This window comes from Citrobacter europaeus (assembly GCF_037482245.1).
GTDB lineage: Bacteria > Pseudomonadota > Gammaproteobacteria > Enterobacterales > Enterobacteriaceae > Citrobacter > Citrobacter europaeus.
Window position 1 is genome coordinate 2823234 of record NZ_CP148084.1, and the last position, 11883, is coordinate 2835116.

Annotated in this window: 22 protein-coding genes and 3 pseudogenes; 10 read left to right on the forward strand and 15 right to left on the reverse strand. The window is 45.1% G+C overall.

Features of this window, described 5'->3' with window-relative positions; translation table 11 throughout:
• Positions 1–99 precede the first annotated feature (99 nt).
• Positions 100–462, reverse strand: a complete 363-nt coding sequence (locus WHR59_RS13320) for an HNH endonuclease signature motif containing protein (RefSeq protein ID WP_338843137.1) — start codon at positions 460–462, stop codon at positions 100–102.
• A gap of 276 nt (positions 463–738) precedes the next feature.
• On the opposite strand from WHR59_RS13320, the gene WHR59_RS13325 reads away from it, so the two are divergent.
• Complete coding sequence (locus tag WHR59_RS13325; protein ID WP_338843139.1) at positions 739–1278, forward strand: cytochrome b; 540 nt, start codon at positions 739–741, stop codon at positions 1276–1278.
• Positions 1279–1649: 371 nt separating this feature from the next.
• Here WHR59_RS13325 and WHR59_RS13330 read toward each other — a convergent pair whose 3' ends face one another.
• The 6 genes from WHR59_RS13330 to WHR59_RS13355 all read right to left on the reverse strand — a co-directional run bounded on the left by WHR59_RS13330 (position 1650) and on the right by WHR59_RS13355 (position 3513).
• Positions 1650–1823: a GnsA/GnsB family addiction module toxin gene (locus WHR59_RS13330; RefSeq protein WP_001100119.1), complete on the reverse strand. Its 174-nt coding sequence runs from the start codon at positions 1821–1823 to the stop codon at positions 1650–1652.
• Positions 1824–2027: 204 nt separating this feature from the next.
• A complete protein-coding gene (locus tag WHR59_RS13335; protein WP_338843140.1) occupies positions 2028–2258 on the reverse strand; it encodes a hypothetical protein in 231 nt (76 codons plus the stop codon).
• A gap of 73 nt (positions 2259–2331) precedes the next feature.
• Entirely contained in the window at positions 2332–2520 is a 189-nt protein-coding gene (locus tag WHR59_RS13340; protein WP_057069020.1) for a hypothetical protein, read from the reverse strand.
• Positions 2521–2530: 10 nt separating this feature from the next.
• Positions 2531–2743, reverse strand: a complete 213-nt coding sequence (cspE, locus tag WHR59_RS13345; RefSeq protein WP_100194313.1) for a transcription antiterminator/RNA stability regulator CspE — start codon at positions 2741–2743, stop codon at positions 2531–2533.
• 379 nt (positions 2744–3122) lie between these two features.
• On the reverse strand, positions 3123–3278 hold the full coding sequence (locus WHR59_RS13350; protein ID WP_100194312.1) for a DUF2514 family protein: 156 nt from the start codon (positions 3276–3278) through the stop codon (positions 3123–3125).
• 37 nt (positions 3279–3315) lie between these two features.
• Entirely contained in the window at positions 3316–3513 is a 198-nt protein-coding gene (locus tag WHR59_RS13355; protein ID WP_338844078.1) for a hypothetical protein, read from the reverse strand.
• A gap of 165 nt (positions 3514–3678) precedes the next feature.
• Here WHR59_RS13355 and WHR59_RS13360 point away from each other — a divergent pair, with 165 nt between their 5' ends.
• Positions 3679–3828, forward strand: coding sequence for a YnfU family zinc-binding protein (locus tag WHR59_RS13360; RefSeq protein ID WP_230133456.1), 150 nt, complete (start codon positions 3679–3681; stop codon positions 3826–3828).
• Positions 3829–3903: 75 nt separating this feature from the next.
• Here WHR59_RS13360 and WHR59_RS13365 read toward each other — a convergent pair whose 3' ends face one another.
• The 7 genes from WHR59_RS13365 to WHR59_RS13395 form a co-directional block, all read right to left on the reverse strand.
• Positions 3904–4134, reverse strand: coding sequence for a hypothetical protein (locus WHR59_RS13365; RefSeq protein WP_000990801.1), 231 nt, complete (start codon positions 4132–4134; stop codon positions 3904–3906).
• Positions 4131–4646, reverse strand: a complete 516-nt coding sequence (locus tag WHR59_RS13370) for a DUF2514 family protein (protein ID WP_198432231.1) — start codon at positions 4644–4646, stop codon at positions 4131–4133. The genes WHR59_RS13365 and WHR59_RS13370 overlap by 4 nt, the downstream gene beginning before the upstream one ends.
• On the reverse strand, positions 4643–5182 hold the full coding sequence (locus WHR59_RS13375) for a lysozyme (protein ID WP_071684701.1): 540 nt from the start codon (positions 5180–5182) through the stop codon (positions 4643–4645). The genes WHR59_RS13370 and WHR59_RS13375 overlap by 4 nt, the downstream gene beginning before the upstream one ends.
• Positions 5154–5432, reverse strand: coding sequence for a phage holin (locus WHR59_RS13380; RefSeq protein WP_003832349.1), 279 nt, complete (start codon positions 5430–5432; stop codon positions 5154–5156). The genes WHR59_RS13375 and WHR59_RS13380 overlap by 29 nt, the downstream gene beginning before the upstream one ends.
• A gap of 169 nt (positions 5433–5601) precedes the next feature.
• Positions 5602–6033: a hypothetical protein gene (locus WHR59_RS13385; RefSeq protein ID WP_338843142.1), complete on the reverse strand. Its 432-nt coding sequence runs from the start codon at positions 6031–6033 to the stop codon at positions 5602–5604.
• Between the two features lie 344 nt (positions 6034–6377).
• Positions 6378–6710 carry a DUF977 family protein gene (locus tag WHR59_RS13390; protein WP_338843143.1) on the reverse strand — a complete coding sequence of 111 codons (333 nt, stop codon included), beginning with the start codon at positions 6708–6710 and terminating at the stop codon, positions 6378–6380.
• On the reverse strand, positions 6686–6874 hold the full coding sequence (locus WHR59_RS13395; protein WP_338844079.1) for a PerC family transcriptional regulator: 189 nt from the start codon (positions 6872–6874) through the stop codon (positions 6686–6688). Before WHR59_RS13395 ends, WHR59_RS13390 begins: the two co-directional genes overlap by 25 nt.
• Before the next feature lie 168 nt (positions 6875–7042).
• Between WHR59_RS13395 and WHR59_RS13400 the strand changes: the two genes are divergently transcribed.
• The 6 genes and pseudogenes from WHR59_RS13400 to WHR59_RS13420 all read left to right on the forward strand — a co-directional run bounded on the left by WHR59_RS13400 (position 7043) and on the right by WHR59_RS13420 (position 10021).
• Entirely contained in the window at positions 7043–7432 is a 390-nt protein-coding gene (locus tag WHR59_RS13400; RefSeq protein ID WP_057068814.1) for a helix-turn-helix domain-containing protein, read from the forward strand.
• A 304-nt stretch (positions 7433–7736) separates the two neighbouring features.
• Positions 7737–7877: pseudogene (locus WHR59_RS24490) on the forward strand (hypothetical protein); the annotation flags it as partial.
• A gap of 45 nt (positions 7878–7922) precedes the next feature.
• A pseudogene (locus tag WHR59_RS13405) lies at positions 7923–8120 on the forward strand (Rrf2 family transcriptional regulator); the annotation flags it as partial.
• A complete protein-coding gene (locus WHR59_RS13410) occupies positions 8110–8616 on the forward strand; it encodes a 3'-5' exonuclease (RefSeq protein ID WP_338844080.1) in 507 nt (168 codons plus the stop codon). The pseudogene WHR59_RS13405 and the gene WHR59_RS13410, both read left to right, overlap by 11 nt.
• 51 nt (positions 8617–8667) lie before the next feature.
• Complete coding sequence (locus WHR59_RS13415; protein ID WP_172862973.1) at positions 8668–8901, forward strand: excisionase; 234 nt, start codon at positions 8668–8670, stop codon at positions 8899–8901.
• A complete protein-coding gene (locus WHR59_RS13420; protein WP_338843145.1) occupies positions 8894–10021 on the forward strand; it encodes a phage integrase Arm DNA-binding domain-containing protein in 1128 nt (375 codons plus the stop codon). The genes WHR59_RS13415 and WHR59_RS13420 overlap by 8 nt, the downstream gene beginning before the upstream one ends.
• A 45-nt stretch (positions 10022–10066) precedes the next feature.
• Here WHR59_RS13420 and ompW read toward each other — a convergent pair whose 3' ends face one another.
• On the reverse strand, positions 10067–10705 hold the full coding sequence (gene ompW, locus WHR59_RS13425) for an outer membrane protein OmpW (protein ID WP_087053395.1): 639 nt from the start codon (positions 10703–10705) through the stop codon (positions 10067–10069).
• Positions 10706–10988: 283 nt separating this feature from the next.
• On the opposite strand from ompW, the pseudogene WHR59_RS13430 reads away from it, so the two are divergent.
• Positions 10989–11075, forward strand: a pseudogene (locus WHR59_RS13430) (YkgJ family cysteine cluster protein); the annotation flags it as partial.
• Positions 11076–11103: 28 nt separating this feature from the next.
• Positions 11104–11847: a YciC family protein gene (locus WHR59_RS13435; protein ID WP_003020663.1), complete on the forward strand. Its 744-nt coding sequence runs from the start codon at positions 11104–11106 to the stop codon at positions 11845–11847.
• Positions 11848–11883: the final 36 nt, after the last annotated feature.

Genomic DNA, 11883 nt, shown 5'->3' on the forward strand with positions numbered 1-11883 from the left:
CGCAGCGCAGGTTGGCGCGGCGCGATGAACCACCCCATGTTTTTGGGCAGTTAGCTCTTGTGTTGAGCCGTGAACCACAGTATGTGCAATGGGTATAACTCATCGGATACGCTCTCTTGCCGTCTTCGCTCTGTGGCATTCCCAGCACAACGACTCAAGATTGGAATCGTCATCAGTGCCGCCATGAGCTTTTGGAATGATGTGGTCAACACTGGTCGCTTTCTTCGCTATCTTCTGTCGGCGATGGTTCTGACACAGGTATTTATCACGCTGAAGGATACGCGCTCGTTTAATTTCCCAGAGCCGCCCATATCCACGTTCTTGTCTGCTCTTTCCTGAATGATAATTCCGCCAGCCGTCACCAGCATGCTGCTTTCGGTGTTGGTCACAATATCCGCTGACATCGTTGGTAATTGCCGCACACCCTTTGTGTCGGCATGGGCGTTTAGCACGTGCTGGCATCGGCATAGTCCTGTTTGTTGGATACAAATTGTGTAATAGGCGGAAAGTAAAAATGAACCAGTAGCTGACTGAAAGTTCTCATAAATAGCGAGAATCTGCGCGGTTCTTGCCCCGTAACATCAAGGATTATCAGAAAGAAATAAAAATGAGAATTATTACCAATAACATTCAAGTGAGATCGCTGGAATAACAAACTCTTAATCTCTCAACAAAAATAAGGATTTGTTAAGCTTCATGATTTATGGTCGATGTAACACACCGTTTGAGGCAAGAATAATGGTCAAATTCTCAAAACTTCAGATTCGCTTACACTGGCTAACCCTGATATTAATAGCGATAACCTATGCAGCTATGGAGCTTCGTGGCTGGTTTCCCAAAGGCAGTAACACCTACCTTCTCATGAAAGAAACACATTACAATGTTGGGGTGTTTGTCTGGTTTTTAATGATAATACGATTAATTATTAAACATAAGTATCATGATCCAGCTATCACTCCCCCCCAACCAGCCTGGCAGATGATGGCTGCTAAAATAATGCATATCCTGCTGTACATTTCTTTTTTGGCTCTACCATTATTAGGTATTGCAATTATGGCTTACGGTGGAAAGGACTGGAGTTTCTTAGGTTTTAACGTTGCATCGTTCGTTACTCCTGACGGGGAAACAAAATCACTTATCAAAGATACTCACGAAACACTGGCAAACATCGGATATTTTTTAATCGCAGCGCATGCTGGTGCAGCGTTATTCCATCACTACGTCCAGAAAGATAACACTCTTTTGAGGATGATCCCTGATTGTAACGATAAGAAATAAATACAAATTTTAATGTTTAACATTACAGCAGGCACTCAGTGAATGTCTGCTGTAATGCCTGCTCAGTCAAGTTGAAGCACACCGTGTTCTTTTGAATCAGAGAATGCAACCAACCCAGTGTATTCGGGGATAGTGTTCCGTCATCAGCATCAAATGCTGAAATGGTTGCGTGAAGAATCAAAAATGCTCCAAATCCCGCGCCACTGCTGCCCCTCGATGGTCAGAATCATCAAGGAGGACCCGTTAAAAGGTAAGCAGAAAATCTATGGTTAGAAGTGAAGACTTTGACAACGTTCTAAATTTTATGACAGAAATAAAAAGCATTACCTTTCAAGATAATGCTTTTTCACTCGAACTGAGTCTTATAACAATTAGATTAATGTGATTTTAATATCATAGCTTTCAAGCCCAGTCATCTTTTCACGAGCATTAAACTGGATATCGGAAACTTCTTTTCCTGTCTTTTTTTTGAGTTCAATAATTTTTTTTGTGATGAATTCAGAAATATCCGCTTCAGTTTTTCTTTTTAAATCTTCGACGTTCATTGTTTACCTCTCTTGATCTCTAACGTATCAACGCCAAGAATGTTACATTCCCCGTAGAGCACTTGTATAAGCGCTGATATGTTTAAAAGATAGAATAGAAAGACTCAATTATCAATAGTTTGCAGTACAATCTTCATGCAAAAGAGCTCGCGACCACACAAACCACTGTACTAAAATCCGGGTCGGTCACGAAACAACCAGATCTCATTTCAAAAGCTTCGAGGCTGCCTCGAGGATCTCTTCTGAACTGACATCACGATCAGAGGCTACATAAACTATTTTATTGTCTCCTGTCAGAGATGGAAATCCCGCTGACATCACGGGTAGGTGTGCTTTTTCTCCATTGGGAAACTCACGCATTATCGTAGTAATACCTTTCATTACGGTTACAACAACTGCAGGTTCTGCATTAAAAAAAACAATGACTTTTTTCATAATTTTACCGTGATGTCTCTTACAGAGATTGTCGGTTCAGCATACAAAAAAAGCTCCATAAGGAGCCTGAAATTTATTTTCTGAATTCTAACGAAGACTGACCAGAACGAATGTACAGTGCAATATTATCAAATGTAATCATTGTTGATTTGCAAAAAATACATTTTGCTCCGAAAGGATTTTTTTCCGTAACATCAAAGTTTGACGTTCGGTACTGAGATCCATGGCAACACGGACATCTGAAGTGAATATTATTAGTAATAACAGTTACCTTATACAGCCACGACATTAACTGCCGTGGGGCCTTTAGGTCCCTGTTCAACACTAAATTCAACTTCCTGACTCTCATTCAGCGTCTTGAAATCATTACTCTGGATAGCAGAGAAGTGAACAAACACATCTTTACTACCATCTTTTGGAGTGATAAAACCAAAACCTTTTTCAGGATTAAACCATTTAACTAAACCAGTCATTTTATTAGACATAAACATTACCTTTATTGAGTAAGCCCTTGGGCAGAATGGTCCGAAAAAAAATTATCAGAGAGAAAAGCCAACAAGGAAATCTCAACAGGAACAAGGAATAAAATTATTACAGCGACTGCTTCAGATAAATTCGTTACAAACCAGACATTCATTAACGCATGATTAACCAAACATAGCAAGGTTTAGTTTTGTAAGTAAATCTCAGTGGGTTTTGATCATAAAAATTAATTTAAATAGCTTAAATCGAAAATTATGTCATGCTGCGTAAGACCTTTATCTATCACCCTAAGTTGTCAGGGATTTTGACTCAAGGAAGAGTCGTATTTCCTTCATAGTAAAAATTCACAAATTTATCCACGAAAACCGTCAACATCTTAATTTATAGAGCTATTATTTTTCCTCTACGGTTCATTGTTAGTATTTTTACGGAATCATAATTCCGCTCACATGTCATTCCTGCCCGGTAGTTTTCATCAGCGCGTTCAGCATGGTATCGAGCTTCTTCTGTCAGGCCTCCTGGCATGTCTACGAGCATTGTGGTGTCATGGCGGATGGAAAGTTTTGTTGATTCGTTAGTTATCGAGCTGTAGAACGCTATGCTCTAGCGACTTGGAATAGGCAATCAGCCCGGTGTACTCAGGGATAACCTCGCCATCATCCGCTTCGAACTCAGGGATTGTTCCGGTAGTGATGGTGTATTGTGGCTGGCCATCTTTTTTTGCGAAGGCAGCCAGGTCTTCAATCTGCTTAGCTGTAAGAACTACTGTAATGCTCATTCCTCAGTTGTTAAAAAGCCCCGCTATTGCGAGGCTTGATTGATTATGGCTAACGACTACATCGTAACGGTTATAAAAGAAGCTATTAGCCAACATGTGGTGTATGGTTGTTAACCGCCCACCAGGACAATCAACATGTCGATACTCAAAGATATCAAGATGCGTACTTTACGCCATGTGAAAAGTACTTGTCCTCATTGCTCCCGCCAGTCAAAGCACAGTCTGTCGAGAATAAAAAACAATATAACGTTAATTTGCCCCTTCTGTGGAAACATCTATCTTCCATCGGAAAGCAAACCAATAAAGTAACTGATTGACTACCAAATAAAACTCATACTCTCAGAATGTGGCAAAGCAGACATAACCTTTTATTGTTGTTCTCATTTAAGAGAATGTAACACCCAGAGTGGAGAGGTTTTTTTTCTTCTCCACAATACGGCGATCAAGTTCAGCCACTGCATGCGGGCGTATGGCATCAAGAAAGGCGTTATCCTGATAGGTAGACTGGATTGTCACACCAAGTCCGGCACCACTTTCCAGTATGCTTTTCTGAAGTTGTAGTTCTTTTATATCGTTATTGAGGTAATACGCTTCACTTAGGTTTTCTGCGTTCATCTTCTAACCTTGTTGTTGTTTGACTGCCTCACTGAGTCGTAAATGCGCTCACACGTCATTCCTGCCCGGTAGCGTTCGTCAGATCGCTCAGCATAATATCGAGCTTCTTCTGCAAGGCGTCCGAGCATGTCGGCGAGCACTGCGGCGTCGGCTCCGGCTGTTTTGCTTCTGACGGCAGTGGCAAGATCTGCGGTGTGCTTTGCGGCGTCCAGGCGGGTGGCAAGCTTTGTTGCTTCGGTACGCAGCTGGTTAACAGTGACAGACAGGCCAGCAGCAGTGGCAGCAGATTTAGCGGCTTGTGCTTGTGCATCTTTTACAGCCTCATCGCGGGCAATTATGCGCCCTTGTTCAATCATGCGGGCGGCGGTCTGCGCGTTCGCTGTTTGCGATGATTCCGCGCTGTCACGTTCCGCCCACTTCTTTTCCCAACCACGGTTACTCCATTCATTCCCTGCAATGAACGCAACGGCCACCAGCATCGAAATGGCAATAAACTGATAGCGTATGCTCACTGGTCTATCCCCCAGCACGTCAATGCGCTTTCCTGGTCACGACGGGATACCTGCCCGTAGCAGTTGTTGGAACGGATACGGCAATCGCGGCCACCGTCTTTAATCCACCAGCGAATAGCTTCACAGGCTCCTTTACGGTCACCTGCGTTTATTCGCTTGTAGAACGTGGACGGAAAACATTTTCCGGGGCCGATGTTATACGGACAAAAAGATGCAATCCCCGCTTTCTGCGGCTCACTCAACGGAACTTTAATGTTTCGCTCAACCCACGCCAGCGCCTTGTCGCGTTCTATGGCGTTCACCCGGGCGCATTTCTCAGCAGACAGCTTCATGCCCTGAACTACTGGCTTACCATCAACCATCGTGGCGCCACGGCAAATGGTCCAGAGTCCGCCACCGTCGCGATACGCCGTCAGGCTGTTACCCTCTTTCTCATCCAGAAACTGATCGAGAATCACGGGTGCCGAAGCCCCGGCAAGAATTAACCCAACGACCGCTGCGCTCAGTTTATTCTTCAGCTTTGGTGACATTGCCATTAAGCCGGTCCTCCCTTTCCTTTTTCCTGTAATACCAGTTCACTGCGCAGGTGATAACAGTGCATGCGATACCGACAATAATTGCCCAGTCGCTCAGGCTTAACCCTGCAATTCTGTCGGCCAACATCCAGGACACCTCTTTTGCTGTTTTGGCTGTTTCGGCATATGCCTTCGCTGATACACCGCAGCCGGTCAGCGTGGTTCCTGTTCCATATGAAAGTCTGCTGTAAATGGTGCTCATTCTGGTCATAGCCTCACCTCCGGTTAAACGGAGTAGATTGTTAAAATAATAAAAACATCAGGTATGTCTGGATTGAAGAATTCGATGTCATTAATTGTTTGTGAAAAAAGGAGTTGAAATTTGAGGGAAGAAAACACTTAGTCAAAGGCATCAGTCTGATGCCTTTTGCTAAAGGTTATTAACCTATCTGGACATTACCATTTTCAAAAAAGTACGGTGTATCTGCAGAAATGCCATTCTCACCCTCGCGCACAATCGTTACTTTCCTTTCATTACCGTCTTTCCAGAAAAAAACTGCTGTCGAGCCGGGACCAAAACTGAAATTACATTTGTTACTGGTGACAACAACCATCGAGTTTTCACCTGCAGTGATATCCCCTTCATTTCCGGTACAGACGAGGGTGTTATCGATACCTTCATCATGAAGCAGGCTTTTTTCACCAGATGCAATCAGCACACTACTTTTGACGTAATTGCGAGCAAAAATTCGGGAAGCATAACCAGCAACGTAAGCTCTAGCCTCACTCAGTTCGAAATTAGGGGTGGAAGGTTCAGTCACGTAATTGAGTTCAATTTCTGAATTGTCACCCAAGGCACTTGTACGTGACATATTACCGGCCCAAATTTTACTTTCGTAAAAGACTCCTTTAGGGGTTTTGTTAGTTAATGAAGTCAGGCTTCACGGGCTATATTTTCAACAAAGATGTAGTCAGTGATTCCCATGAGCCTAAATACGAAAAAGGCCACGCAAATGCGTAGCCTTAAAACCTGATAATAACCAGTGAGTTACTCTTTGATGATAATGATTACCTTCCTCATTCAGGCAAATTAAAGATGCCTGAGCTCCCTATTTCGTGTGATGCACGTTCCCTATGTTAGCCGGTTCTTTGATGTGGGCTTTTTTTGGTAAAAAAAACAGCTCGGACGAACAGGTAAAAAGTGGATAGTTCATAGTTATTGTGGTGCCGGGGGCCTCCTGGTAACCCCGCGCACAATCGCAGACTTACTCGAACCGTATGAGAATCGCTGGAGATCGAAATCAATCACCGCCTTCTGGTCCCTGAACAAACCAAGACGACCGTAACGAATGAGTTCGCCGCGTTCGGCTGCTACGCGGAAATACTTCTCAGCAGTCTGACGGTGCAGCGACAACATCTGTGATGCCTCGCTAACGGTTAAGCGTCCACGGATTTTCACCTCTTCGATGATCACCCGGATAAGTGCCGCCTGCTCTTCTGGTGTATTTGGTCTTGGCATGCTGGTCATCTCCGGGCCATACGTAGACATTCATTACGTTGCTGCGCTATACGTGACACTTCAGCTGAACTACGGGCAATGTCTAACATGTCGGTATATACCTTTGCCGCGCGCCGCCAGAGTCCCCGTGACTTAAGGTCTTTCGCCATTTTCTCCGCTAATTGCGTTTCAGCCGGATCGCATTTCTCTTCCATGAAGGGCAGCTTTACGTCAGGTAATTCTGCATCCGGATATTCGAATTGCGTTATCAAGGGCTGTCATGACTATCTCCTTTTTAAGTTGGGAGTAATAAAGCATAGGTTTACATTCAATGCAAACTTTAAATTTATTGTGACTATAAACCAAACATTTACAATGGGTGTATGAAAAACACCGAAGATCTCAATAACCAACTGGTAGCCCGCTTAGAAGAAATTACTCAAAGAGGGATCAGCAAAGCTGATATGGCTCGCATTGCAGGAGTTACACCTCAAGCTGTGAATGGGTGGTTTAAGAAGGGAGTTATCAGTAAGAAGTCCGCCATAGCGATTGCGGAAGCCGCCAACGTGTCCGTTACTTGGTTGTTAGGTGAGAAAGTATCAGAAGATTCAGGCCTCAAGCCTAACGAGAGCAAAATGCTTAACTTGTTTAGGCAGCTACCAGAGGCAGAACAAGAGCGAATGATTGACACCTTTGCACTGCGGTTAAAGGAAATTGATGATTACGTTGAAAAATATCTTCGTGGCCGTTTTAAGGCTAACGATGTGAACTAAGAGTTTTTTCCCATCCATTGAAACCGGCGTTTGCCGGTTTTTTTTCGCCCTTTAGTCAGAACATCCTTCCCTTTAATTTTCCACGACCGATAAAGCAAATGTTTATCCTTGATGTCAATTGATGATTGACATTATGAATAAACCAATGCTTTAATTAATTTATCGAAAACGTCATCGAGGCAGGACGCCCACGAAGTAGCTGCCGGCGGCATACGAATCACCGGATGAGATGACAGGCATTAACACGCAGCAGGTTCAACGTTCCGCCAGCCTGGCGACAAGGGCAACGCAAGAGGATAAATCCATGATCGATTTCGCACGTAAACCAGTGCGGTGTCAGGCCGTACATCTAAATCGCATTGAAGTAATCATTCGACTAATTTGCTACATGCTCGCACAGAAGGGCGACCCGTCTGCCGACCAACAGACTGCAGTTCGTTCATAACGAGTTTGACCAATGGCTGTTGCCAGCATCAGTAAGGAAGTGACTATGGAGTTTGGAATGAAACGTGTGGTGGCATCTGTTCAGGTCGTTGCCATCCTCAACAGGATTTACAACGGCAGCCCTGTTTCCATCGCATCTATCAGTAAGGAATCAAAGCTGTCTGTGTCTTACCTCGAGCAGATTTTCTCGAAGCTGCGCAGCAGTGAAATTGTTACCAGTCAGCGTGGCGCCGGTGGCGGGTATCGGCGCTGTATTTTTTGATCCTTCAACTAGTAACACTGGCACCGAGTTTTACCAGGTTGTCAGTCTAGAGTCATCGATGTCGTTTGGCATGAAACCAGATGCGTCGACAATTCAATGGTGGTTAAAACAATCATCTGAAGCCCGCTCTGCCATTCTTGTTGATGAAGCTGTGGGGCTGCGTGAATCCCTTGAACTTCTGGCTGACTTTATTGCTGAAAATGCTGCTAACGGTAGCCACACTGTTCAATTATGGGGTAATGGATGTTCGTTTGATAACGTCATTCTTCGCCGCGCATACGCGTTAACAGATACCCCCTTCGCTGTTCCGTTCTGGAATGACAGGGACGTAAGGACCATGGTCGAACTGGGTAAATCTGTCGGTATCAATCCACGCTTCGATATCCCGTTTGAAGGCGACATGCACAATGCGCTTTCTGACGCCCGACATCAGGTCAAATACGTTTCTGCAATCTGGCAACGTCTGACCGCAAACTGATTTCATATATTCACTAAGTGGCCCATCACTGGGCCATACTCTGGGGGAAAAATGTCCAGACTGATTTTACTCTCTGAATGGGCGAGATCAGAGTTCGGTGACCCGATTCCGAGCAAGTCCACACTCAACAAATACGCTAAAAACGGGATGATCTTTCCTTTACCTTGCCGTGTTGGGAAAAGCTGGCGCGTTGAGGCTAGTGCGCGATTTACTGGGCTCACAACAGAACCAGTAATTAAAAATCAAGATCACCCATTACTCAGAAGGATTTTAGAAGATGGCTAGACCTCGAAAACACAACGTGACCATTCCCGGATTGTCATGTTTCCTGGATTCGAGGACCAACAGGGTGTACTGGAGGTATAAGCACCCTGTAACTGGTAAATTTCATGGATTAGGAACAGATGAGCAAGTTGCTAAAGAAATAGCTATAGAAGCAAATAGCCGACTCGCAGAAAGACAAATGCGGCACACTTTTAAAATCAGAGAAGAAATTAATAAACGGTGTGGGCTTTCTACAACGGTAAGCGATTGGATTGTTCGGTACCGAAAGTTGCAGGACCAGCGTTACGAAACTGGAGAGATAAAACTCAATACGCTCAAGCAGAAAAACGCCCCACTTAACGTTTTCGAAAGTCATCTTGGCATGCGATCAATCGACAGCATAACAGTTAAGGATATAGTTGGGATCCTCGAGGACTACAAGAATAGAGGCCAACTACGGATGGCACAAATTGTACGCAAGGTGCTATCGGATGTTTTTAAAGAAGCACAGCAGGTAGGAGAAGTACCGGCAGGATTTAATCCAGCAGACGCTACAAAAAAACCGCAGGTCCGTGTATCCAGACAACGACTGACGTTCGAAGAATGGCTAATGATCTATCAGGCAGCCGAAAAAGATAATTACTTTCTGCAGAAAGGAATGCTGCTGGCCATCATCACAGGGCAGCGGTTGGCCGATATTTGTAATATGAGATTTTCAGATGTCAGAGATGGTCACCTCTTCGTTGAACAAAGTAAAACAGGTGCCAAAATCGCGATACCTTTAAAGTTACGTTGTAACAAGATAAACATTTCTCTTGAAGATGTAATCGCTCAATGCCGCGACAGGATACTTAGCCCGTATTTATTACATCATCACCACGATAAAGGGAAAGGCAAAAAAGGAGGAATGGTAAAACCAGCATCTCTAACTGGTGCGTTCAGAAAAGCACGCGACTCAGTTGACTACGACTGGTCAAGCAAAGGTGCTCCCCCTTCTTTCCATGAGCAACGTTCTTTGGCTGAAAGAATATTCAGGGAGCAAGGTATCGACACACAAATTTTGTTGGGCCATAGCAGTAAAGTAATGACCGATCACTACAACGACACGCGTGGAAAAGAATGGAAAAAACTGGTCATTTGATGACCAGTTTTGCAGAAGAGTTTTGCAGGGGTTTTGCAGAAGAACTTAAAAACGATAACCCGCAGAGAACATAAACACCCACGGATCGAGGCGTACGCTGTCATGCTGCTGCGCGCCAGCCAGTTTGTAGCTCGCGGTGGTATCGATATCCATGTACCAGACCGACATGTTAATCAACCAGTCGCGGTTAATCAGGTAGTCCATACCCACTTGCCCTGCCGCGCCCCAGGAATCTTTCAGGCTCAGGTCAGATAACCCGGTCTGTTTGCCGTTATCGTTAAAACCTTCGTCAAAGAAGGTCGTGTAGTTCACACCGACACCCACGTAAGGACGCAGTTTGCTGCTGGAATCACCGAAATACCACTGTGCCATTAAGGTCGGCGGCAAATGGTGGACGGTAGCAATGTCACCCGTTGCGGCAGTGCCAATTTTATGGCGGAACGGCGTGGCTGCCAGTAATTCAACACCGATATTGTCGGTTGCCATATAGGTGAATGTCAGACCCAACTGCGTGTTATTGCTGACATTAAAGCCACCCAGGCTTCCCAGCGTACCACCCGCGCCTTCCGTCGGTCTGACGGTGGCAGAACCTGCACGAATAAAGAATTCTCCGGCCTCATGCGCAAATGCGTTGCCAGAGAGAAGAGTTGTTAAAGCCAATGCTGCAACTGTTAATTTTTTCATGTCCGCTCCATCGTTATGGTTATAAAAGCGGATCGAATATACCCACATTGGAGTAATAAGTGATCTAACCTGGATCACATTGACTTTGATAATTTAACATTTATTGATCCAGATTAAGTTAGAACTTGCATTCAAAATCCTGGTTAACTTAATTCAGATCAATTTTGATATATTTTCGCCACGCAAGTAACTGACCTGCGTTGCCGAATAGCGATGGTTATTTGTCCGTGATGCGCAGAGAACAACCAACGTTCTTGCATGACGCTGAAGTCATAGCCAAAAATTACCGGGGCTTTACAAAGATATGCTTTTCCATACATCGCGCGATGCTGCCACTGTGGAGTTATCCAGGGTACAATTGCCCGCAAATGAACACCTGCAAAACTCAAGGAGAGTGCATGTCTATCACGGCGAAATCCGTTTACCGTGACACGGGAAACTTTTTCCGTAATCAATTCATTACCATCTTGCTGGTATCGTTGTTGTGCGCGTTTATCACAGTGGTGTTAGGGCATGCCTTTTCTCCCACCGACGCACAAATTGCGCAACTCAGTGAAGGCGATCAGTTAACCAGCAGCGTGGGCTTGTTCGATCTGGTACAGAACATGACCCCGGAGCAACAGCAAATTTTGCTACGCGCCTCCGCGGCGTCGACGTTTTCCGGCTTGATTGGTAATGCCATCCTCGCCGGGGGTGTCATCCTGATGATTCAACTGATTTCAGCCGGTCATCGGGTCAGCGCATTACGCGCCATCGGTGCCAGCGCGCCGGTTCTGCCTAAGCTGTTTATTCTGATTTTTCTGACTACTCTGCTGGTGCAAATCGGTATTATGCTGGTTGTGGTGCCGGGTATTCTGCTGGCCATCCTGCTGGCGCTCGCACCGGTGATGTTGGTACAGGACAAAATGGGTGTCTTTGCCGCTATGCGCAACAGTATGCGCCTGGCATGGTCGAATATGCGCCTGGTTGCGCCAGCAGTGATCGGTTGGCTGCTGGCAAAAACTCTGCTGTTGCTTTTTGCGCCAAGTTTTGCGGTACTTACGCCAAATGTAGGCGCGGTATTGGCGAATACGCTGAGCAATATGATCTCCGCCGTGTTGCTGATCTATTTGTTCCGCCTGTACATGCTGATTCGCCAATAAACCCTGAACGCTTCCGGGCTTGTACCCGGTGCTTTT